The 22,898-nt window shown below is 52.9% G+C and carries 19 protein-coding genes; 10 read left to right on the top strand and 9 right to left on the bottom strand.

Going from position 1 to position 22,898, the window contains the following annotated elements; all coding sequences use genetic code 11:
* Window positions 1–46 precede the first annotated feature (46 nt).
* The 4 genes from SK32_RS11150 to SK32_RS11135 form a co-directional block, all read right to left on the bottom strand.
* Entirely contained in the window at window positions 47–1,078 is a 1,032-nt protein-coding gene (locus tag SK32_RS11150) for an ABC transporter substrate-binding protein (RefSeq protein WP_003021397.1), read from the bottom strand.
* Window positions 1,075–2,379: an MFS transporter family glucose-6-phosphate receptor UhpC gene (gene uhpC, locus SK32_RS11145; protein ID WP_048212478.1), complete on the bottom strand. Its 1,305-nt coding sequence runs from the start codon at window positions 2,377–2,379 to the stop codon at window positions 1,075–1,077. The genes SK32_RS11150 and uhpC overlap by 4 nt, the downstream gene beginning before the upstream one ends.
* An 85-nt stretch (window positions 2,380–2,464) precedes the next feature.
* Window positions 2,465–4,006, bottom strand: a complete 1,542-nt coding sequence (locus SK32_RS11140) for an MASE1 domain-containing sensor histidine kinase (protein ID WP_048212477.1) — start codon at window positions 4,004–4,006, stop codon at window positions 2,465–2,467.
* The gene (locus SK32_RS11135) at window positions 4,006–4,635 is read right to left on the bottom strand and encodes a response regulator transcription factor (protein ID WP_005125019.1); all 630 of its coding nucleotides are present in this window, start codon (window positions 4,633–4,635) and stop codon (window positions 4,006–4,008) included. The genes SK32_RS11140 and SK32_RS11135 overlap by 1 nt, the downstream gene beginning before the upstream one ends.
* 329 nt (window positions 4,636–4,964) lie before the next feature.
* Between SK32_RS11135 and tauA the strand changes: the two genes are divergently transcribed.
* Genes tauA through tauD form a run of 4 tightly spaced genes read left to right on the top strand, consistent with a single transcriptional unit; the run spans window position 4,965 to window position 8,382 of the window.
* Window positions 4,965–5,927 (top strand): taurine ABC transporter substrate-binding protein, encoded by a 963-nt coding sequence (gene tauA, locus SK32_RS11130; RefSeq protein WP_003838610.1) that lies wholly within the window; start codon window positions 4,965–4,967, stop codon window positions 5,925–5,927.
* Between the two features lie 12 nt (window positions 5,928–5,939).
* Window positions 5,940–6,707, top strand: a complete 768-nt coding sequence (gene tauB, locus SK32_RS11125; RefSeq protein ID WP_048212476.1) for a taurine ABC transporter ATP-binding subunit — start codon at window positions 5,940–5,942, stop codon at window positions 6,705–6,707.
* Entirely contained in the window at window positions 6,704–7,534 is an 831-nt protein-coding gene (gene tauC / locus SK32_RS11120; protein ID WP_048212475.1) for a taurine ABC transporter permease TauC, read from the top strand. Before tauB ends, tauC begins: the two co-directional genes overlap by 4 nt.
* Window positions 7,531–8,382 carry a taurine dioxygenase gene (tauD, locus tag SK32_RS11115; protein ID WP_048212474.1) on the top strand — a complete coding sequence of 284 codons (852 nt, stop codon included), beginning with the start codon at window positions 7,531–7,533 and terminating at the stop codon, window positions 8,380–8,382. Before tauC ends, tauD begins: the two co-directional genes overlap by 4 nt.
* A gap of 86 nt (window positions 8,383–8,468) precedes the next feature.
* On the opposite strand, the gene SK32_RS11110 is transcribed toward tauD, so the two are convergent.
* Both SK32_RS11110 and hemB read right to left on the bottom strand, forming a co-directional pair.
* Window positions 8,469–10,175 (bottom strand): bifunctional ornithine lipid synthase OlsF, encoded by a 1,707-nt coding sequence (locus SK32_RS11110; RefSeq protein ID WP_048212473.1) that lies wholly within the window; start codon window positions 10,173–10,175, stop codon window positions 8,469–8,471.
* A gap of 112 nt (window positions 10,176–10,287) precedes the next feature.
* Window positions 10,288–11,262, bottom strand: a complete 975-nt coding sequence (hemB, locus tag SK32_RS11105) for a porphobilinogen synthase (protein WP_048212472.1) — start codon at window positions 11,260–11,262, stop codon at window positions 10,288–10,290.
* Between the two features lie 490 nt (window positions 11,263–11,752).
* Between hemB and ehaB the strand changes: the two genes are divergently transcribed.
* Together ehaB and iprA are read left to right on the top strand one after the other, a co-directional pair.
* Window positions 11,753–14,695, top strand: a complete 2,943-nt coding sequence (gene ehaB, locus SK32_RS11100; protein WP_048212471.1) for an autotransporter adhesin EhaB — start codon at window positions 11,753–11,755, stop codon at window positions 14,693–14,695.
* A gap of 87 nt (window positions 14,696–14,782) precedes the next feature.
* Complete coding sequence (gene iprA / locus SK32_RS11095) at window positions 14,783–15,406, top strand: hydrogen peroxide resistance inhibitor IprA (protein WP_048212470.1); 624 nt, start codon at window positions 14,783–14,785, stop codon at window positions 15,404–15,406.
* A 1-nt stretch (window position 15,407) separates the two neighbouring features.
* Here iprA and ampH read toward each other — a convergent pair whose 3' ends face one another.
* Entirely contained in the window at window positions 15,408–16,565 is a 1,158-nt protein-coding gene (gene ampH / locus SK32_RS11090; RefSeq protein WP_048212469.1) for a D-alanyl-D-alanine-carboxypeptidase/endopeptidase AmpH, read from the bottom strand.
* Window positions 16,566–16,946: 381 nt separating this feature from the next.
* Here ampH and sbmA point away from each other — a divergent pair, with 381 nt between their 5' ends.
* Window positions 16,947–18,167 carry a peptide antibiotic transporter SbmA gene (gene sbmA, locus SK32_RS11085; RefSeq protein WP_040232769.1) on the top strand — a complete coding sequence of 407 codons (1,221 nt, stop codon included), beginning with the start codon at window positions 16,947–16,949 and terminating at the stop codon, window positions 18,165–18,167.
* A 14-nt stretch (window positions 18,168–18,181) separates the two neighbouring features.
* Window positions 18,182–19,285, top strand: coding sequence for a DUF1615 domain-containing protein (locus tag SK32_RS11080; protein WP_048212468.1), 1,104 nt, complete (start codon window positions 18,182–18,184; stop codon window positions 19,283–19,285).
* Here the strand turns inward: SK32_RS11080 and SK32_RS11075 are convergent.
* Window positions 19,270–19,593, bottom strand: coding sequence for a YaiY family protein (locus SK32_RS11075; protein ID WP_048212467.1), 324 nt, complete (start codon window positions 19,591–19,593; stop codon window positions 19,270–19,272). The genes SK32_RS11080 and SK32_RS11075 overlap by 16 nt on opposite strands.
* A gap of 263 nt (window positions 19,594–19,856) precedes the next feature.
* On the opposite strand from SK32_RS11075, the gene SK32_RS11070 reads away from it, so the two are divergent.
* Window positions 19,857–20,078 carry a DUF2754 domain-containing protein gene (locus SK32_RS11070; protein WP_005120949.1) on the top strand — a complete coding sequence of 74 codons (222 nt, stop codon included), beginning with the start codon at window positions 19,857–19,859 and terminating at the stop codon, window positions 20,076–20,078.
* 22 nt (window positions 20,079–20,100) lie between these two features.
* Here SK32_RS11070 and ddlA read toward each other — a convergent pair whose 3' ends face one another.
* Window positions 20,101–21,195: a D-alanine--D-alanine ligase gene (gene ddlA / locus SK32_RS11065; RefSeq protein ID WP_048212466.1), complete on the bottom strand. Its 1,095-nt coding sequence runs from the start codon at window positions 21,193–21,195 to the stop codon at window positions 20,101–20,103.
* A gap of 301 nt (window positions 21,196–21,496) precedes the next feature.
* Between ddlA and SK32_RS11060 the strand changes: the two genes are divergently transcribed.
* On the top strand, window positions 21,497–22,693 hold the full coding sequence (locus SK32_RS11060; RefSeq protein ID WP_048212465.1) for a multidrug efflux MFS transporter: 1,197 nt from the start codon (window positions 21,497–21,499) through the stop codon (window positions 22,691–22,693).
* The last annotated feature ends 205 nt before the right edge of the window (window positions 22,694–22,898 follow it).

The raw sequence follows: 22,898 nt of genomic DNA, 5'->3' as shown, positions 1-22,898 counted from the left end.
GATGCGGTATTTACGCCGCACCCGGAAAATGATCGCCGATGTAGGTTTATTTACCCATCTTCACTTCGCTGACCCACTTATTGATCAACGCTTTACGCACGTCGGTCGAGCCGTACTTATCCATGTCGTAATTGATAAGCTTCAGATCGTCGAGTTTCAGCGAGTTAGGCGACGTCTCGGCGGTGGTGTTGGTCAGGATCTGATAGGACTTGCCTTTCTTCCACGCCAGCTCCTGAGCATCTTTTGACAGTACCCAGTCAACGAACAGTTTGGCGTTGTCGAGGTTGCGCGCGCCTTTCAGAATGCTAACGCCGCCGATCTCATAGCCAGTACCTTCGCACGGTGAAATTAGCTCCAGCGGTGCGCCCTGTTCTTTTTCCAGCGAGTAGTCGTGCAGGAAGCCAATGCCAATCGCCGTTTCGCCACGGGCGGCGTTACGCGCCGGAGCAATGCCGGATTTGGTGTATTGGGAGACGTTGGCGTTGAGCTGTTTCAGGTAGTCAAAGGCCTGATCTTCACCCCACAGCTGGGCAAAAGTCGCCAGTGCGGTGTAGGCGGTACCGGAGCTTTGCGGGTCAGCAATCTGGATTTCGCCTTTGTATTCCGGTTTGGTCAGATCCTTCCAGCATTTTGGCACCGGCAGGTTTTTCTCTTTCAGGCGCTGGGTATTGACGCCAAAGCCCAGAATACCGACGTAAACCGCCGAGGAGAGATTGCCTTTCACCTTCGCGGGATCGCGGAATTTCTCCATGATCTGTTCGAGATTGGGGGATTTATACGGCTGCAGCAGGCCCATTTCCCCGGCCTGGGACTGCGGATCCAGCGTACCGCCGTACCAGACATCCGCCTGTGGATTTTTCTTCTCGGCATCGACTTTCGCCAGCGTACTGCCCGAGCCGTTGCGAATGAATGAGGTTTTCACATCATATTTTTCACCGAAGGCTTTGGTTTCGGTTTCGCACATCTCGTTAGTGGCGCTGCAATACACCACCAGACGGCCCTGCGCCTGGGCTGCATTGCTGAAGGCCGCCAGCGTCAGCGCGGAAGCAATCAGGGTAGAGGTAAGCGTCAGTTTCATTGTTTTATCCTTTGACTGAGAGAAGGGGTAATGCCCGCAATGAGCAGCGGCATCAGCAATAAACCCATAAAGACAGCGGCAACCGAGAGCAAACTGAACATTCCCGACCAGCCGTAGTGTTCTATGACCAGCGACAGCGGCCAACCCGCCAGCGCGGCCCCCAGATAGGCGAACAGCCCGAGAAAACCGGTAATTGAACCTGCCGCTGCTTTGTGTCCGCACTCCACCGCTGCGAGGCCAATCAGCATCTGCGGGCCAAACACAAAAAAGCCCACGGTAAAGAAACAGACAGCCAGTAGCGCGTAGTGGTGCACCGGCGCCAGCCATAGCGCGGCGACGGAGACCATCAGCCCCAGCGTGAACAGCAAAATCATCGGCGCACGCTGACCGCTGAACAGCAGATCCGATCCCCATCCGGCAAACAGCGCACCGAGCAAGCCGCCGACCTCAAACAGCATCACCGTGGCATTGGCGCTGAGCAAATTCACGCCGTGGCTTTCTGTCAGCCAGATATTGCCCCAGTCGTTGAGCGCAATGCGGATCAAATAGACCAGCACATACGACACGCCGAGGAGCCAGATCATCGGGTTTTTCAGCATGGTTATGCGCAACATTTGCCACAGCCCCATCGGCGGGCTTTGCTGCTCCTGGCGCAGCTCCAGCGGGTCATGCCGCCATTCCCCAACCGTCGGTAATCCCTCTTCCCGGGGCGTGCCTTTCAGTTGCAGGGTGAGCCAGATACCTAACGCCATGCTGATAATCCCCGGTGCCAGCATCGCTGCCTGCCAGCCCCACCAGTGGGCGGCAAAGGCGCTAATCAGTGGGATAATTGCCCCTCCGATGTTGATCGACATATTCCAGCAGCCCCACCAGAATCCGCGTTCATTGCGCGAGTACCAGTGGGTCAGCAGGCGGGCGCAGGGCGGCCAGCCCCAGCCCTGAAAAAATCCGTTCAGCGTCCAGACCGCCAGCAGTAGCGTCAGCGATTCACCAAAGGCGAACAGCACATTCAAAACACCGGTGGCGAAAAGGCCAATGCCCATAAATGCGCGTTGCCCGTGGCTGTCGTGCCACAGTCCGGCGGTAAATTTCGACAGACCATAGGTCAGGTAAAACAGCGACCCCAGCAGGCCGATATCGCCTTTATCCAGACCGAGGTCCGTTTGTAGCGCCGGGAGGACGTAGTTAACGCTCTTGCGCGTCAGATAAAACGCGGCGTAACCAATTACCATACACATCAGCAATCGGGGGCGTAGCGCCCGGTATTGTTGATCTGTTTCGCTGGCTGAGCGTGTATGCATGGCAGTCTCCGTTTGTGCTGACTATAGGAAAGTGAAAGCAAAAGGGGATGAGAGAAAGTCCGCAGTGACTAAGACTTTTTCCTGGTTAGCGGCTGATTTGTTGCAAATTTGTGGGCAGGTTAACAATTACCCGCGTGCCGCCATTTGATTCGAGCGTGAGTTCGCCGCCAAGGGCGCTGACCCGCTCGCGCATTCCCTGGATACCGAAACCGGGAATTTTTTCCGGCAGAATGCCCACGCCGTTGTCAGCGACGTCCAGAAACAAACGCTGTTCCTGCTGGCGCAGCGTAATCGACACTTCGCTGGCGTCGGCATGTTTACAGACGTTATTGAGTAACTCCTGCAACAGACGGTACAGCGTAAAGCGCACCGTTTCATTTTCAGGCGTATTTGCCAGTCGGTAATCAAACCGGCAGTGAATACCCCGTTCAGCAAAAGCAAATTCATTCACCAGATGATGTAGTGCATCTTTAAAAGACAGTTCATCGAGCGCGGGTGGGCGTAGCTGGCGCAGTAGCTGGCGGGTCGAGTGGTGGATACGCCGGGCAAGATCGTTGATCTGATTTGCCGCGTCGAGCGTTTGCTCAGGACCCTGCGAACGTTTAACCAGTTGAGACTGAATTTGAATGGCGGTGATGTTCTGACCAATTTCATCATGCAGTTCCCGCGCCAGGTTTTTGCGCGTGTTTTCTTCCGTGCGGATCAGTTGTTCAGTCAGCGCGCGGCGGGCCGCCAGTTCGCTTTCCAGACGCTGGCGATAATGGTGCAGGTTTTGCGCCAGATGCTGCTGGCGGCTGATGGCGATCCCCAGCCCTATACCCAGCAGCGCCTGGGTGGCGAGGAAAATCTCCAGCTCCACTAAGTTGCTGAACCCGACGCCGATTTGCCGGGCGATGGTGATCATCATACTGCCGAGCAATCCGGACAACACGCCGCCCTGCCAGCCAAATTTCCACGCCATCACCACGTTCGGTAGGAACACCACGATCAGCAGCAGGCGCTCGATCTCCGGCGACAACACCATCTGGGTGCCGATGCCAATAATAAAAAACAGGCTGCACCAGATGATAAGCGAGGTGCGCAGCGGGGGATTGGTGGTATCCAGCCCGAGCAAATGATAGCGGTGCTGCTGGCGCAGAAATTCATAGATCAGATAGACAAACGGCGTCAGCAGCACGCCGCCGGTAAACGACGCCAAACCTATTAACGTCGCCGGGCTTTGGATAAACGGTGAAAGCAGGGCGGTATTGAGCAATGAAGTGATCGTCACCGCGGCCAGCAGCAGCGTTAAGCGCTGCCAGTAAAGCGGGAAGCGGTGCCAGTATGACTGACCGATACTGGCCGGTATCAGGCTTATCAGCGGTGCGGCCAGCAGAAGATAACCGTTGAGTAACTGTTCGTTGTGCAGCCAGAACAGGATCAATACCGGCGGCAATACCAGCGCGGGCCAGTAGCGGCGAGACAGCAGGATCAATAGCGCGAGATACACGCCGTGCGGCAGAAATAATGCCGCCTGCTGACCATTGTGGGTCAGGTAAAAACCTAACGTCCACAGCATTAGCCAGCCCGAACCCCAGGCCAGCAGAATAAACAGAGAGATAACCCAGTGGCGAGCAGAGCGAGACATTAATGCCCCGTCAGTAACTGGTGGTCGAGGGCAAAATGCACCAGATCGATGGTGCTGTGGCATTGCAGCTTGCCCAGTACATTCGCGCGATGAACGTGCACCGTCTTGTGGCTGAGGTCGAGCTTGAAGGCGATCTCTTTTACGCTGTCGCCTTTGACCAACAGCTCAAACACTTCGCGCTCGCGTGGGGTCAGTACTTCCAGTACCTGTGCGGGCTGTTCGCCGCCGCGTAACGCCCGCAGTGCATCGGCGCACAGGTAATGCCCGCCCATACCGACCGATCGTACTGCCTGCACCAGTTCCTCTGGTCCGCAGCGTTTGGTCAGGTAGCCACTGGCCCCGGCATCCAGCGCGCTTTGTACAAACGTCGGCGCGTCATAAATACTGAGAATAATGGCGCGAAAGCCGGGTTTTTGCGCCCGCAGCCGTTTTAGCAGACTCAGACCATTTTCATCCGGCATGGCGATATCCATGACCGCAACATTGACGTCCTCGCGCAGTAATGCCGGCCAGGCCTCTGCCGCGCTGCTGTACTGGCCGATAACGGCGAGATCCTCTTCGAGACCGAGTAATTGCGCAAAGCCGGAACGCACCACCACATGGTCATCTACCAGCACAACATGAATCATGATATTGCTCTCTTGCCTGACAAGAATATCTATGATGCCTGCCAGCGCTGAGCTGGCAATCATCGTGGTGTAGTTATGTAACGAATGTAACAAAATCGCAATAATTTGCCGGGTGTTGTAGGCCGGATAAGGCGCTTGCGCCGCCATCCGGCAACAGTGCCTGATGGCGCTGCGCTTATCAGGCCTACGTTCTGTAATGAGCGAAATTGCTAACCATTGCCGCTTTTTTTCTAAAAACGCTTTGTTCTTAGCCAGAATTTTTAATTCCTTTATCAAATTGTGCCGCAACGAAATACTGCCTACATAACAAGACAGGGGAGCAGACAATCATGGCTATTTCATCGCGTAACGCACTTCTCGGTGCACTGGCATTCATCGCATTTCAGGCGCAGGCGGTGAACGTCACCGTCGCCTATCAGACCTCCGCTGAACCCGCCAAAGTGGCGCAGGCGGATAACACCTTTGCTAAAGAGAGCGGAGCCACCGTTGACTGGCGCAAATTCGACAGCGGCGCGAGCATCGTGCGGGCGCTGGCTTCCGGCGACGTGCAGATCGGTAATCTTGGCTCCAGCCCGCTGGCGGTCGCTGCCAGTCAGCAGGTGCCGATTGAGGTTTTCCTGCTGGCATCAAAACTTGGCAATTCTGAAGCGCTGGTGGTGAAGAAAAACATCAGTAAACCGCAAGATTTGATTGGCAAACGCATTGCGGTGCCGTTTATCTCCACCACCCATTACAGCCTGCTGGCGGCGTTGAAACACTGGGGGATTAAACCCGGTCAGGTGGAGATTGTGAACCTGCAACCACCGGCGATTATTGCTGCCTGGCAGCGCGGGGATATTGACGGCGCGTACGTCTGGGCGCCTGCGGTCAATGCGCTGGAAAAAGACGGCAAGGTGTTAACCGACTCATCGCAGGTTGGTGAGTGGGGCGCACCGACGCTGGACGTGTGGGTGGTACGCAAAGATTTTGCCGAGAAGCATCCTGAGGTGGTGAAAGCCTTTGCCAAAAGCGCGATTGATGCGCAGCAACCTTATATCGCTAATCCCGATGAGTGGCTGAAGCAGCCGGAGAATATCAGCAAATTGTCGCGTTTAAGCGGCGTGCCGGAAGCGGATGTGCCGGGACTGGTGAAAGGTAACACTTACCTGACGCCGCAACAGCAGACTGCCGAACTGACCGGACCGGTGAACAAAGCGATTATCGACACCGCGCAGTTCCTCAAAGAGCAGGGCAAAGTCCCCGCCGTCGCGACGGATTACAGCCAGTACGTTACCGATCGCTTCGTGCAATAAAAGGAGGCGCTGATGCTGCAAATCTCTCATCTTGCCGCCAGCTACGGTGGAAAACCGGTGCTGGATGATATCAACCTGACGCTTGATCGCGGCGAACTGCTGGTGGTGCTCGGGCCTTCCGGCTGCGGCAAAACCACGCTGCTAAATCTGATTGCCGGGTTCGTGCCGTATCAGCATGGCAGCATTACGCTGTCAGGTAAGAAGGTGGAAGGTCCGGGCGCGGAACGCGGGGTGGTATTCCAGAACGAAGGTCTGCTGCCCTGGCGTAACGTGCAGGACAACGTGGCTTTTGGTCTGCAGCTGGCGGGAGTGGATAAACCTCAGCGTCAGCGTATTGCCCTGGAGATGTTGCAGAAAGTCGGGCTGGAGGACGCGGGCAAACGTTTTATCTGGCAGCTTTCTGGCGGCCAGCGCCAGCGTGTTGGTATTGCCCGGGCGCTGGCGGCCAATCCACAGCTCCTGCTGCTCGATGAACCGTTTGGTGCGCTCGACGCGTTTACCCGCGAGCAGATGCAAACCCTGCTGCTGAAGCTGTGGCATGAGACGGGTAAACAGGTGCTGTTGATTACGCACGATATTGAAGAAGCGGTGTTTATGGCGACAGAGCTGGTATTGCTGTCGCCAGGCCCAGGCCGGGTACTGGAGCGTCTGCCGCTGAATTTCGCCCGTCGCTTTGTGGCTGGAGAGTCGAGTCGCAGCATTAAGTCCGATCCGCAGTTTATCGCCATGCGCGAGTACGTGTTAGGTCGAGTCTTTGAACAACGGGAGGCATTTTCATGAGCGTGGTGATTAATGATAAACCCCGTCGCCAGCGCGCGCTCAACTGGCGCTGGCCGTTCTCGCGGCAGATTACCTTAAGCCTTGGTACGTTGGCCGTCATTTTGGCGTTGTGGTGGACGGTGGCGGCGCTGCAGTTAATCAGTCCGCTGTTTTTACCGCCACCGGGACAGGTTTTACAAAAGCTGATCGTTATTGCCGGTCCGCAGGGATTTATGGATGCCACCCTGTGGCAGCATCTGGCGGCGAGTCTGACACGTATTGTTATCGCGCTGCTGGCGGCGGTGCTGCTGGGCGTTCCGGTTGGAATCGCTATGGGGCTGAGTCCGACGATGCGCGGCATTCTCGATCCGATCATTGAGCTGTATCGTCCGGTTCCGCCCCTGGCCTATCTACCGCTGATGGTCATTTGGTTTGGCATTGGCGAAACCTCCAAGATCTTGCTTATCTATCTGGCGATTTTCGCCCCTGTAGCGATGTCGGCGCTGGCGGGAGTGAAAAGTGCGCAGCAGGTGAGAGTGCGCGCCGCGCAGTCGCTGGGAGCCAGCCGTGCGCAGGTGCTGTGGTTTGTTATTTTACCCGGTGCATTGCCGGAAATACTCACCGGGCTGCGCATCGGGCTGGGTGTCGGCTGGTCAACGCTGGTGGCCGCAGAGCTGATTGCCGCCACGCGAGGTTTGGGTTTTATGGTCCAGTCCGCCGGTGAATTTCTGGCAACGGATGTGGTGCTGGCGGGGATCGCGGTAATTGCCGTTATCGCCTTTATTTTAGAACTGGGTCTGCGCGCGCTTCAACGTCGTCTGACGCCCTGGCATGGAGAAGTACAATGAGTGAACGTCTGAGCATTACCCCGCTGGGGCCGTATATTGGCGCACAAATCACCGGTGCAGATTTGGCGCGCCCGCTGAGCGATAACCAGTTTGAGCAGCTTTATCACGCCGTACTGCGTCACCAGGTGGTGTTTCTGCGTGAGCAGGTGATTACGCCGCAACAGCAGCGTGCGCTGGCGCTACGTTTTGGCGATCTGCATATTCATCCGGTCTACCCGCACGCCGAGGACGTGGAGGAGATTATCGTGCTGGATACTCACAACGATAATCCGCCAGATAACGATAACTGGCACACCGATGTCACCTTTATTGACACGCCGCCTGCCGGGGCGATTTTAGCGGCGAAAGAGCTGCCATCAACCGGGGGCGACACCCTGTGGACCAGCGGGATTGCCGCTTTTGAAGCGCTCTCTGAACCGTTTCGTCAGTTGCTGAGCGGCCTGCGGGCAGAGCATGATTTCCGCAAATCGTTCCAGGAGTACAAATACCGTAAGACGGAAGAAGAGCACCAGCGCTGGCTGGACGCGGTGGCCAAACATCCCCCGTTACTGCATCCGGTGGTGCGCACGCATCCGGTAAGCGGTAAACAGGCGCTGTTTGTGAACGAGGGATTTACCACGCGGATTGTGGATGTCACGGAGAAAGAGAGCGAAGCGCTACTCGGGTTCCTGTTTGCGCATGTCACTAAACCAGAGTTTCAGGTGCGCTGGCGCTGGCAGCCTGACGATGTGGCGATTTGGGATAACCGTGTGACGCAACATTACGCCAATGCGGATTATCTGCCGCAGCGGCGCATTATGCATCGGGCCACGATTTTAGGGGATAAGCCGTTCTATCGTGCGTCGTGAGTTCCTGACCGGTGCCGATTGTGGGCCGGATAAGCGTAGCGCCATCCGGCACCGCGCCGGATGGCGGCGTAAACGCCTTATCCGGTCTACGAACCTAAATGCGGTCCGATATACCGCTGGTAGCGATTTGCCTTCAGATACGTTAAATCCACCAGTACCAGACCATCCACGCAGTTGTTAAAGTCCGGGTCGCTGCCAAAGTCGATAAACTGTACGCCACCTGGCTCACACACTTCGGAATATTGCTTGTAGAGTGGTGGAATACCACAACCAAGGTTGCCGAGCAGCGACTTCAGCCGCGTCAGGTCTTCACTGTAATTTTCCCCGCCAAACTGCGCCAGTGCGTCGGGTAACGAGGCCGGGTACGGTCGGCGTGACTCCGCCAGCGGATGTGTTGCCGGAAACCACAGGCGATAAAAGGCAACCAGCAAATCGCGGGCCGAGGGCGGTAGCCCACCAGAAATAGAAACCGGGCCAAACAGGTAGCGATAGTGTGGATGGCGCGCCAGATACGCGCCGATACCGGACCACAGATAGTCCAGGCCGCGGCGTCCCCAGTAGCGTGGCTGAATAAAGCTGCGCCCCAGCTCAATGCCGTGCTGGAGGATATCGTCCATCCGTTCGTCGTAATGAAACAGGCTATAGCTGTAAATGCCGTCCAGCCCGCGCTTTTCCATCTGTAGGGCGGTCGGCATAAAGCGGTAGGCACCGACGATCTCCAAATCGTCTTCATCCCACAGGATCAGATGCAGGTAGTCATCGTCGTAACTGTCGATGTCGCGGCGTTTGCCGCTACCTTCGCCTACCGCGCGGAAGGCGATTTCCCGCAGACGGCCCAGCTCACGTAGCAACGGAACCTCTTCCTGACCATTACGCTGCCATAGATAGATAACCTTACCGTCTGCTGTACGCCCCAGGCACTCGGCCTGGTGTAGCTCGCGCTTGAGCAGGGCACGGGGTTCCGGGCGAGCGATCGCGCTTTCGGTTTTAAAGACGCCCGGCCGTCCTTTTCCCAGTAGCTGAACGTGTCGGTAGCACTTGTCTGTCATTTCTCGCGGCGTAGTTTGTGGGTTGCACCATGTCGTCCACGCAATTTGCTCGCCAATGGTCACCGGCAGGTTGCTGTTCCGGCGGCGAAACATCTGCTGCATTAACAACAGCATCGGCAGGTTTTGCGATACCAGTGCGCTGGCATAAAACAGCGTGCTATTGCGTGCCTCAATCCACGCAGGTAAGAGCGGTGCGCGGTATTTGGCGGCGAGCTTAATAAAGCCGGAGTGCCATTTTTTATCGTGAATGCCGCGCCGGGTTATGCGCGAAACTTCACCGGCCGGGAAGAAGATCAGCACACCGCCGTTTTGCAACTGTCGATCCATCAGCTGTAGCGCCGCTTTAGCGGTGCGGCCATTGATATTATCCACCGGAATAAACAGCGAACTGAGCGGTTCGAGATGAGTGAGCATGCGGTTGGTGACGACTTTAACATCGCGGCGAACGCGAGAAACGGCGTATAGCAGGGCCAGGCCGTCGAGTGTGCCGGTAGGGTGGTTGGCGATGATAACCAGCGGCCCTTGTTCGGGAATTTGTTCCAGACTACGGACCGGAATTTGACAGTGAATGTTGAGATGCTCCAGCACCTGTTCGACGGTATCTAACCCTTTCAGATGGCGGTGACGAGCGGCAAACTGTTGGAATTCCTCTTCATGTAACAGTTTTCTCAGCACTTTTTTTTGCCACGGGGCGGGCCTCGCCTCTGGCCACAGGTCGTCGATGACATTGTCGAGACTAAACATAGCGGCTCCTCCTCTGTCCTTTTGTGACAGTAGAAGGGCGATGTGTCGGTTAGATGGCGGTTTGGTGACGTTTTATGATAAAACGCCCCGCAGTGCGGGGCGTTGAAAGGAATTAACGCAGGATTTTTTTCTCAGCCAGATCGAGTGCGAAGTAGCTGAAAATCAGATCCGCGCCAGCGCGCTTGATCGAGCCTAAGCTTTCCAGCACCACTTTCTCTTCATCTATAGCACCCGCCAGCGCCGCGAATTTGATCATCGCGTATTCACCGCTGACTTGATAAGCGCCAATCGGCAGCTCGGTGCGCTCGCGGATATCGCGCAGAATATCGAGGTATGCGCCAGCCGGTTTGACCATCAGGCAGTCTGCGCCCTGGGCTTCATCCAGCAGCGATTCGCGGATCGCTTCCCGACGGTTCATCGGGTTCATCTGATAGGTTTTACGATCGCCTTTCAGCGCAGTGCCTGCGGCTTCACGGAACGGGCCGTAGAAAGAAGAAGCAAATTTGGTGGAGTAGGACATGATCGCCGTATCGGTGAAGCCCGCGGCGTCCAGCGCCTGGCGAATCGCCTGCACCTGGCCGTCCATCGCGGCGGAAGGCGCGATGAAGTCAGCACCCGCTGCGGCAGCAGCCACCGCCTGCTTGCCAAGATTGGCCAGGGTTAAATCGTTATCCACGCCGTGCTCGCATAATACGCCGCAGTGACCGTGCGAGGTGTATTCACAGAAGCAGGTATCGGACATGACAATCATTTCCGGCACGGTCTGCTTACAGATACGCGACATGCGCGCCACCAGACCGTCTTCTTTCCATGCATCGCTGCCGGTATCATCGGTGTGGTGAGAAATACCGAAGGTCATGACTGAGCGGATGCCTGCATTAGCAATGCGTTCAATTTCGCGTGCCAGATGCTTCTCTGGAATGCGCATCACGCCAGGCATGGCCTCGATGGCTTTGTAATCGTCGAGTTCTTCTTCAACAAAGATCGGCAACACCAGGTCATTTAAGCTCAGTGTTGTCTCTTCAAACATAGCGCGCAGCGCAGGTGATTTGCGCAGGCGGCGAGGGCGTTGGATTAGGTCTGTCATGGTATGCCTGATGTTTGTGAAATCGAAGGCTGTAGTATACCCGAACCTGAGGGCGGGTGGTTTACGAAAGTTGGCTTTATATTTGGATTTCCCGTGGCGAAAGGCTGAATCATTAGAGCAATTTATTTATATTCATTATTTTGTTTGTTTTTGTTTTTATTATTTTAAATGTTGATGGATTTATTTGTTTAGCACGTAACATAACTCTCGCCTATTTATTTTTTTATTTGTTTGAGTATTGGGGGGATTATTTGATAATTATATGTGTTAGATGTTGTGTGTTTTATATCCTGTTGAAAGTATTTGTATTTTTGTTTTATTGTTAAGACCTGGTTAATTCATGATGTTGTCCGATTTCGGACAGTGAGCAAAGAATAATTGAACCTTTCCGTTGTGAAACAGCATAATCGGCCCTGCGAAACATAAAATGTTTTCTTTGCATTGATAATTGATGGATCAACTATATTACGTCCCTGAGGAGGGATGACAAATGCACATCTGGAAAAAGAAACTTGTAGTCTCACAATTAGCATTAGCCTGCACTTTGGCAATCACTTCTCAGGCGAATGCTTCAACCGATATTTCTGGAACCACGTACACAACGTTCACCCATTATAATGACGCATCTTATGCCGATGGTGTTTACTACGATGGGTATGTCGGTTGGAACAATTACGAAGCTGATAGTATTTATAACGGTGATATTTATCCAGTAATCAATAACGCTACTGTTAACGGCGTTATTTCTACTTATTATCTGGATGATGGACTATCTACTAACAGCAATAACAACAGCCTGACGATTAAAAATAGTACCATTCACGGTATGGTGACTTCCGAGTGTATGACCACGAATTGTACTAACCGTACGGGTACCGACTATTACTATGATCGTTTGGCGATGAACGTCATCAACTCAACTATCGATGACAACTACGAACATTATACCTACAACGGTACCTATAACGATGCGGCTGATACGCACGTTGTCGACGTTTATAACCTGGGTACGGCTATCACGCTGGATCAAGAAGTTGATCTGTCTATCTCCAACAACTCTCACGTTGCGGGTATTACGCTGACTCAGGGTTATGAGTGGGAAGACATTGACGATAACACCGTCAGCACTGGTGTAAACAGCGGCGAAGTATTTAATAATACTATTGCTGTTAGCGATTCTACCCTGACCTCTGGTTCATGGTCTGATGAAGGCACTTCCGGCTGGTTTGGTAATACCAGCAATGCAAGCGATTACAGCGGTTCTTATACTGCTGATGATGTTGCATTGGCTGTTATTGCACATCCAGATGCCGATAACGCGATGCAGACGACTGCCACGTTTAATAATTCCACGCTGATGGGCGACGTGGTGTTCTCCAGCAACTTCGATGAGAACTTCTTCCTGGACGGTGCTGACACTTATCGTGATACCGATGCCGATCTGGATACCAACGGTTGGGATGGTACTGACCGTCTGGATCTGACCCTGAACAACGGCAGTAAGTGGGTGGGTGCGGCAATGTCCGTACATCAGGTTGATGCTGATGGCGACGGTGTTTACGACAGCTATGCAGCAGGCACAGAAGCTACCGCGACGCTGATTGATATTGCAGCCAATAGTCTGTGGCCTGATTCAACCTACGGTATCGATAGCGACACAACTTCTTATGACGAAAATGGCCATGTGGTTGGCAACGCTGTCTACCAGAGTGGCCTGTTCAACGTCACGCTGAACGGCGCTTCACAGTGGGATACCACCAAAACCTCTCTGATTGACACCCTGAGCATTAACAGCGGTTCCGTCGTGAATGTGGGTGATTCTACCCTGATTTCTGACACCATCTCTCTGACCGGTGCTTCTGCCCTGAACATCAACGAAGATGGCCATGTTGCGACCGATACCCTGTCGATTGACAACAGTACCGTCACAATTGCTGACGACGTATCTGCTGGCTGGAGCGTGGGTAATACTGATGGGGGAGTGAGTGGGGCAGCGCTCTATGCAAATACCATCAACGTTACTAACAACGGTGTTCTGGATGTGGGCAACAGTACCGGTAACGCACTGCAGGTTGATACGCTAAATCTGACCAGCTACACCGATGCTTACAACCATGTTAATGCGGGCGTTTTCGACATCAACAGCACTAACTATGTGTTGAATGCTGACCTGACCAACGATCGTACTAACGACAAAACTCAGGCTAACTACGGTTATGGCGTAATCGCAATGAACTCTGATGGTCATCTGACTATCAACGGTAACGGCGATTCCGACACCTCCTACGATCAATCTGAAGTTGATAACTATGGTGACCACGTAGCGGCAGCAACCGGTAACTATAAAGTGCGTATCGATAACGCGACTGGCGCTGGTTCTGTTGCTGATTACAAAGGTAACGAGCTGATCTACGTTAACGACACCAACAGCACTGCAACCTTCTCTGCAGCTAACAAAGCTGACCTCGGCGCTTACACCTATCAGGCGCAGCAGCAGGGTAACACCGTTGTTCTGCAGCAGATGGAGCTGACCGACTACGCAAATATGGCTCTGAGCATCCCGTCTGCTAACACCAATATCTGGAACCTGGAACAAGACACCGTTGGTACTCGTCTGACTAACGCACGTCATGGTCTGGTTGATAACGGTGGCGCATGGGTAAGCTACTTCGGTGGTAGCTTCGATGCGGATAACGGCACCATCAACTACGATCAGGATGTTAACGGCATCATGGTCGGTGTTGATTCCAAAATTGATGGTAACAACGCCAAGTGGATTGTCGGTGCAGCAGCAGGCTTCGCGAAAGGTGATATGAGCGATCGTACCGGTCAGGTGGATCAGGACAGCCAGACTGCCTATATCTACTCTTCTGCTCACTTTGCCAACAACATCTTTGTTGACGGTAACTTAAGCTACTCCCACTTCAATAACGATCTGTCTGCTAACATGAGCAACGGTCAGTATGTTGACGGCAGCACCTCTGCTGATGCCTGGGGCTTTGGCTTGAAACTGGGTTATGACCTGAAACTGAGTGACGCAGGGTACGTAACGCCTTACGGTAGCGTATCCGGTCTGTTCCAGTCTGGTGATGACTATAAGCTGAGTAACGACATGAAAGTTGATGGTCAGTCTTATGACAGCATGCGTTATGAACTGGGTGTAGATGCAGGTTATACCTTCGCCTACAGCGACGACCAGGCGCTGACCCCGTACTTCAAACTGGCCTACGTTTACGACGATTCTAATAACGATGCTGACGTAAACGGTGACTCTATCGACAACGGCGTAGAAGGTTCTGCGGTACGTGTTGGACTGGGTACTCAGTTCAGCTTTACCAAAAATTTCAGTGCGTACACCGATGCTAACTACCTCGGCGGAGGTGATGTCGATCAAGACTGGTCTGCAAATGTAGGTGTTAAATATACCTGGTAAGAGCCTTTTTGCAGAGAAAATAAGGTAACTTACTCGTAATAATGCCCGTCACGGATTTGACGGGCATTTACTGCAAGGAGTGCGCACATGCTATCTACAAATAAACCGCTGGTGGAATTTGGGATGTTGGATAAATGTTTGTCTAAGTATGGCGAACATTTCGAATGTGATAGTAAAAAACAAATTATATATTCCCATGATATAGATGGTGATGACACTTTTATCATTTTAAGTGGTGTTGTTTCCCTGCGTAGAGGGGAAAACGTGCTGGTCGGGATTGCACAGGCGCCTTTTATTATGGGCCTTTCTGATGGCGTGATGAAAACAGATGTACAATACAGATTAATGACCGAAAGTAATTGTACGGGATATCATCTTCCTGCCTCACAAACAATTAATATCATTGAACAATACCAGCTTTGGCGGGAAGCTTTTTGCTGGCTGGCATGGCAAAACGCCATGCTCGAATTGCGCGATCTGCAGTTGATCGGTAACAACTCCTACGATCAGATTCGCGCCACGTTGATCTCCATGACGAAATGGGACGAGGTTCTGCGTTCGCGTATCGGCGTCATGAACTATATTCACCAACGTACACGAATTTCACGCTCAGTTGTCGCTGAGGTTCTCGCAGCATTGCGTAAAGGTGGATATATTGAAATGAATAAAGGCAAACTGGTGAGTATTAACCGTTTGCCTTTTGAGTATTGAATCAGGAGGCGGGGATCACTTGCGGTTTGTTGCCGCTCAGTTCGCTCACCAGATTGTTGATCCCGTCGCTCATATTGGTAAAGCGGGTCAGCGGGGAGCGGGTTACCACGACAAAGGCCCCGACGTTTTGCTGTGGGATCATCGCCATATAAGTAATGAAGCCACCGCCGCCACCGGTTTTTTGAATAATTCCTGGACGCCCATTCTTCGGCGCCATATAGACCCAGCCCAAACCTAGCGCATCGGCTCTGCCCGGAACATCCATCCCTATCACTTTGGTTAACTGCGTACGCTGATAAATCAGCGTCTGCATCCGGTCGGCCTGCTGGCTACGATGATAAAAATCAGAGGAGAGATACTGTTGCATCCAGCGCATCATATCGCCGGGCGTAGAATAGACGCCACCGCTGCCCATGGCCGCCAGCGTATTGTTACACGGGCTGGCGCCTTTTTCCGCGACCATCAGGCGTGCGCACTGATCGGGGGACGGGGTAAAGGTGGTGTCTTTCATCCCGAGCGGTCGGGTGATTTTCTCTTCAAACAACTGCGGATAAGGTTTGCCGGACGCGGTTCCCAGCGCATCGGCCAGCAGGTCAAACGCCAGGTTCGAATAGGAAGCCTGCGAGCCAGGTGCGGCTTTTAGCGTTGCGGTAGAGAGATAGCTCCAGCGCTGTTCGCGAGTCGGCCAGACAAAGACCGGGCGTTTTGCCGCGCCGCCAGGCTGCTCGCGTGGCAGTGCGCTGGTGTGCGTCGCCAGATTTACCAGCGTGATAGGCGTTCCCTGATATGTCGGAACGCGTGCGCCTGGTGGGGCATATTTACTCAATGGATCGTTGAGTTTTACTGTGCCCTGATCGAGTAATTTCACTAACATTTCGCTGGTCATTAATTTGGTCAACGACGCGATGCGAATAACGGAATCCAACTGCGGGTGAACATTATTGCCGGGGCGCGTTTCACCAAAGCTACGAAACACGCGCTGATTACCATCAATCACCACAAGCGCCATCCCCGTAGCGCCGCTGCCGTAGAAAATATGATCGGCATACCGGTCGACAATGTCAGAGGCAAAGACGGGATCGGTTATAGGCTGTGCCGCCTGGACAGATGTCAATGACGCCGCACACAGCGCGGCAGAAAAAAGCAGACTACGTTTCAACGGTGGTGTCCATGAGTTAGAGGAAATAAAAGATGACGTTCGTATGCGTATTTATACTACTCGTTGGCATATTGCAAAGCGCTTATCAGCCAATGATAGTGGGAAAAACGTAACGATGAGTAAACGTGGGCTTTTCCCGGAGAGTGGATGTTCGCTTTTGTGATCTCACGCTGTAATAATCTGAACATGCCGGAACGCTGTCGGCGTGAAAACCGCAGAAACAATTCTACAAAACCAGATAGCGAACTAAGTGCGCCGGTTCTGGTCACAATTGTCGGTTTCAGCTTGTGTTTATTGGGCGTAAGCCGTCTTGCCGCGGTAAACCACCGTGGCAAATGCACAGCAGTCGTCATAACGATAAGAAGTTAGCAGGAGAGCACTATGTTTAAGTCTTTTTTCCCAAAGCCGGGGCCGTTCTTTATTTCGGCATTTATTTGGGCACTGGTCGCTGTTGTATTTTGGCAGGCTGGCGGGGGAGCCTGGGTTGCACAGATTACCGGCGCATCGGGGGATGTACCGATTAGCGCGGCGCGATTCTGGTCACTGGATTATCTGATTTTTTATGCGTACTACATTCTGTGCGTTGGCGTGTTTGCGCTGTTCTGGTTTATCTACAGTCCGCACCGCTGGCAGTACTGGTCGATACTCGGTACCTCGCTGATTATCTTCGTCACCTGGTTTCTGGTTGAAGTCGGCGTCGCCGTCAACGCGTGGTATGCCCCGTTCTACGACCTGATTCAAACCGCCCTCAGCACACCGCATAAGGTGAAAATTGAGCAGTTCTATCAGGAAGTGGGGATCTTTCTCGGGATTGCGCTGATAGCCGTCGTCATTGGCGTGATGAACAACTTCTTCGTCAGTCATTACGTCTTCCGCTGGCGTACCGCGATGAACGAACATTATATGGCGCACTGGCAGCATCTGCGTCATATCGAAGGTGCGGCGCAGCGTGTGCAGGAAGACACCATGCGTTTCGCTTCCACGCTGGAAGACATGGGCGTGAGTTTTATTAACGCGATTATGACGCTGATTGCCTTCTTGCCGGTACTGGTTACGCTTTCTGCGCATGTCCCGGATCTGCCGATTGTTGGACATATTCCTTACGGTCTGGTGATTGCTGCGATTGTCTGGTCGTTGATGGGGACCGGGCTGCTGGCCGTGGTGGGGATCAAACTGCCTGGGCTGGAGTTCAAAAATCAGCGGGTGGAAGCGGCGTACCGTAAAGAGCTGGTGTACGGTGAAGATGATGGTAATCGCGCGACGCCGCCGACGGTTCGCGAGCTGTTCCACGCGGTGCGTCAAAACTACTTTCGCCTCTATTTTCACTATATGTACTTCAATATCGCCCGTATCCTTTACCTGCAGGTTGATAACGTTTTCGGCTTGTTCCTGCTGTTTCCATCGATTGTTGCCGGTACGATTACGCTCGGTCTGATGACGCAAATCACCAACGTGTTTGGTCAGGTACGCGGCTCGTTCCAGTATTTGATTAATTCGTGGACAACGCTGGTTGAGCTGATGTCTATCTATAAGCGTCTGCGCAGCTTCGAACGTGAACTGGATGGTCAGGAAATTCAGGCTGTTACCCATACGCTTAGCTAACAAAAGGAGATGTTATGCCGACGGTTTCCCGTCTTTACCCCTGGTCTGGTCTGGCGGCGTTGGTGCTGGTGGGGTGTAGTAGCCAACCCGCGCAGCCATTAAAGAAAGGGGAGAAAGCTGTCGATGTGGCGAGCGTGGTGCGGCAAAAAATGCCTGCCAGTGTGAAAGACCGGGACGCGTGGGCGCAGGACCTGGCGAAAACGTTTGAAAGCCAGAAGCTGGCGCCGACGGTTGAAAATATCTGTTCGGTGCTGGCCGTGGCGCAGCAGGAGTCCAACTATCAGGCCGATCCGGTTGTCCCGAATTTAAGCAAAATAGCCTGGAAAGAGATTGACCGTCGCGCCGAGCGTATGCATATCCCGGTGTTTTTGGTTCATACCGCACTGAAGATTAACTCGCCAAATGGGAAAAGCTACAGCGAGCGTCTGGATTCAGTGAAGACGGAAAAGCAGCTTAGCGCCATTTTTGATGATTTCATCAATATGGTGCCAATGGGACAGACGTTGTTTGGTTCGCTCAACCCGGTGCATACCGGGGGGCCGATGCAGGTCAGCATTGCGTTTGCCGAACAGCATACTTCCGGGTATCCGTGGAAAATGGAAGGAACGGTACGTCAGGAAGTCTTTACCCTGCGCGGCGGACTCTGGTTCGGCACGTATCACTTGCTGAATTACCCGGCGAACTATAGCGCGCCTGTCTTCCGTTTCGCGGATTTTAATGCCGGATGGTATGCCAGCCGTAATGCGGCGTTTCAGAATGCCGTCAGCAAAGCCAGTGGTGTGAAGCTGGCGCTGGATGGGGATTTGATTCTCTACAACAGCAAAGAACCGGGTAAAACGGAGTTGGCGGTACGCAAGCTTGCCGGGAAGCTGGGGATGAGTGAGAGCGATATCCATCGTCAGTTGCAAAAAGGCGACAGCCTGGCCTTCGAGGAGACTGCGCTGTACGAGAAGATGTATAAGCTGGCGGAAGCGAAGGCTGGAAAAACGTTACCACGGGAAATGCTGCCAGGTATTCAACTGGAAAGCCCGAAGATTACGCGTAATTTGACCACGGCATGGTTTGCTAAACGCGTGGACGATCGTCGGGCGAAGTGTATGGGTCAGTCATCGTTGTGATGACGATGGCGCCAGCGCACCACCGCCGCGATGACGCCAAGGATAAGGCAGCCTGTGAGGAAGGGAATCAGTCCAAACAGGGTGCCGACGCCTAAGCCAATTTCAACGCGTGGGCGTCCGGTCTCTTGCATCTGTAGCTGCATCAGTTCTTCATAGATACCGGGCGCATGGGCTAACAGATTTAAAACCTGAGCCCCGGCCCAGAAGCAAAACAGCACAAAAACGGCATACGCAATGTTTCCGGGCAGAGAGGAGGTATCTCGATGCTTGCCCTTAAACAGGGATTTTGAGAGCGTAAAATCAGCCATAGGGACCTCCAGAGATATCCTGCGTTGTCGATGCCATACCAGTAACTGACAGTGAGTCTGACAGGTGAGCGGGATTGTCAATATCAGAATGATGGTAATTTCAGATAGAGATTATTCCTGGATTTTGGTTTTTTGTTGAACGTCACAAATATGTAACCTTAAGTTAAATTGATTCACATTTAAGAATTTCCGCACAGGACACAGACGCCCGCAGGGAAATGTGCGAGGATGCTGTTCAACGCTGAACTTCCACCGGAGCTGTTATGAACCTGCCTGTAAAAATTCGCCGCGACTGGCATTATTACGCGTTTGCCATTGGGCTGATCTTTATTCTGAATGGCGTGGTGGGATTATTGGGTTTTGAAGCGAAAGGATGGCAAACCTATGCGGTGGGGCTGGTTACGTGGGTGATTAGCTTTTGGCTAGCGGGACTTATTATTCGCCGCCGCGCCGATGAGGATGAAGATGTCAAGGATGCCCAATAGTTATCGGGCATCCTGTCTGCTTTTACATGCTGGTTTTCAGCGCGCTATCGGCAGCGTGGCGCTCCAGCGCCAGCTCGATCAGACGTGTGATCAGATCGGTATAGCTTAAGCCGCTGGCCTGCCACAGTTTGGGATACATACTGATGTTGGTAAAGCCCGGCAGCGTGTTGATCTCGTTGATCACCACGTCATTCTCTGCGGTCAGGAACACATCCACCCGCGCCATCCCGGCGCAACCCAGCGTCTGGTAAGCCTGAATAGCGATCTCACGGATCTTGTCGTTAATTTCTGGGGCAATCGCCGCCGGAACCACGACTTTGGCCCCGTTATCGTCAATATATTTGGTATCGTACGCGTAAAAATCACTGTTCAGCACGATCTCGCCACAGGTACTGGCCTGCGGATGATCGTTGCCCAGCACCGCGCATTCTATTTCGCGACCTTTGATCCCTTGCTCGACCACAACTTTATGATCGAATTCAAATGCCAGCGCGATGGCCTGGTTGTACTGTGCTTCACTGGTCACTTTACTGACGCCAACGGACGACCCCTGGTTGGCCGGTTTTACAAACAGCGGCAGGCCCAGGCGGGACTCGACCTCGGCAAAGCTGATGCTGTTGCGATTGGCGCGAGTTAGCGTAATAAATGGCGCGATGTTTAATCCGGCATCGCGCAGCAGACGTTTGGTGACGTCTTTATCCATGCAGGCTGCAGAGCCCAACACATCTGAACCGACGAACGGTAAATTCGCCACGCGCAGCATGCCTTGCAGTGAACCATCTTCACCCAGCGTGCCGTGCACAATTGGGAAAATAACATCGACCGTTGGCAGCGGCTGACCATTTTGCGCATCGATCAACTGATGTTCTTGTTTACCCGGCACCTGCGCCAGACTGGTCGCGGAGGGACGCAGTGCAATATGCGCCGGATCGTTTGAATTGAGCAGATAGTTACTGGCATCGCTCACGTGCCACTGCCCTTGTTTATCAATACCTAACAGCACAACGTCAAAGCGAGTCTTGTCGATGGCATCGACAATATTTTTTGCCGATTGCAATGACACTTCATGTTCCGCTGATTTACCACCAAATACGATTCCTACCCGCAACTTTGCCATCTTAAAAACCCATTCCTTGAATGCAAAGCACATACATTACCACGACAAAACGCAGGATTCCTCGGCTTCTGGCAGATTGTTTTGGTGGATTCCCCGGGAATGAATACGCACAAACCCACAGGGCATGTTAGAAGCATAATTCCCTGTATATAATGTGGATTTGATGTGATGAATGTCACAAATATGATGAGCGGGGAGATAAAATACTAAACTGTGAAACATCGCACCTCTGGACCCTCGTTTGAAGGCGTAATTTGTTAAGCTGCTCGCAGTTTTCAGCTACTTACCGTTATGAGTCCTTATGGAATCCTGGAGAGTTAACCTTATTTCCGTGTGGTTCGGTTGCTTTTTCACCGGACTGGCGATCAGCCAAATCCTGCCTTTTCTACCGCTCTATATCTCCCAACTGGGAGTAACCTCGCACGAAGCGCTCTCAATGTGGTCCGGGTTAACGTTTAGCGTCACGTTTCTTATTTCTGCCATTGTTTCACCGATGTGGGGCAGTTTAGCTGACCGTAAAGGGCGTAAGCTGATGCTGTTACGGGCCTCACTGGGTATGGCAATTGCCATTTTGCTGCAGGCATTTGCCACTAACGTCTGGCAGCTTTTTCTGCTGCGCGGGGTGATGGGGTTAACGTCGGGATACATTCCTAATGCGATGGCATTGGTGGCGTCGCAAGTCCCGCGCGAACGCAGTGGTTGGGCGTTGAGCACGCTCTCAACGGCGCAAATTAGTGGAGTGATTGGCGGGCCGCTGATGGGCGGTTTTATTGCCGACCATGTTGGTTTACGTGCGGTATTTTGTATTACCGCCGCGCTGTTGGTGGTGAGTTTTTTGGTCACACTGTTCTTAATTAAAGAGGGTGTCCGACCAGTGATTAAAAAAAGCGAGCGTTTAAGCGGGAAAGCTGTTTTTGCTTCGTTACCGTATCCCGCGCTGGTCATTAGCCTGTTTTTTACCACCATGGTGATTCAACTGTGTAACGGCTCAATTGGCCCCATTCTGGCGCTGTTTATCAAATCGATGGTGCCAGATAGCTCAAATATTGCCTTTCTCAGCGGCCTGATTGCCTCAGTACCGGGCATTTCTGCTCTGATTTCCGCGCCTCGACTTGGTAAATTAGGCGACCGTATTGGTACTGAGCGGATTTTAATGGCGACGTTAATATTCGCGGTAGTGCTGTTTTTCGCTATGTCGTGGGTTACCACGCCGTTGCAGTTGGGAGTTCTACGTTTTCTGCTTGGCTTTGCCGACGGTGCAATGCTGCCTGCGGTGCAAACGCTATTAGTGAAATACTCCAGCGAGCAGATTACCGGGCGCATCTTTGGGTATAACCAGTCGTTTATGTATCTTGGCAACGTCGCTGGACCCTTGATGGGGGCAACCGTATCGGCCATGGCGGGTTTCCGCTGGGTCTTTATCGCTACCGCGAGCATTGTGCTTATTAATATCTGGCAACTGGCTATCGCGTTGCGACGCCGGCGTCTCGCTCGCTGAATGGCGGATTAACAACGCGGGTTGCCAGCGTTGTTAATCCATAATTGAAGATTATATATCTGGGTGACTATTAATCTCCTTACCCTTTTATATTGAATTATTCTGCAGAAAGCGTTATTCCCCCTTATTTTGTGTTGTGATTGTTTTCGCAAAACGTTTTATTTCTGCAATAAATACAACTTTCATCCTCTAGGAAGTTGTGAGT

Source organism: Citrobacter sp. MGH100 (genome assembly GCF_001034465.1).
Lineage (GTDB): Bacteria > Pseudomonadota > Gammaproteobacteria > Enterobacterales > Enterobacteriaceae > Citrobacter > Citrobacter youngae.
The sequence above is the reverse complement of the archived record's forward strand: the minus strand, read 5'-3'. Positions and strand labels throughout refer to the sequence as shown.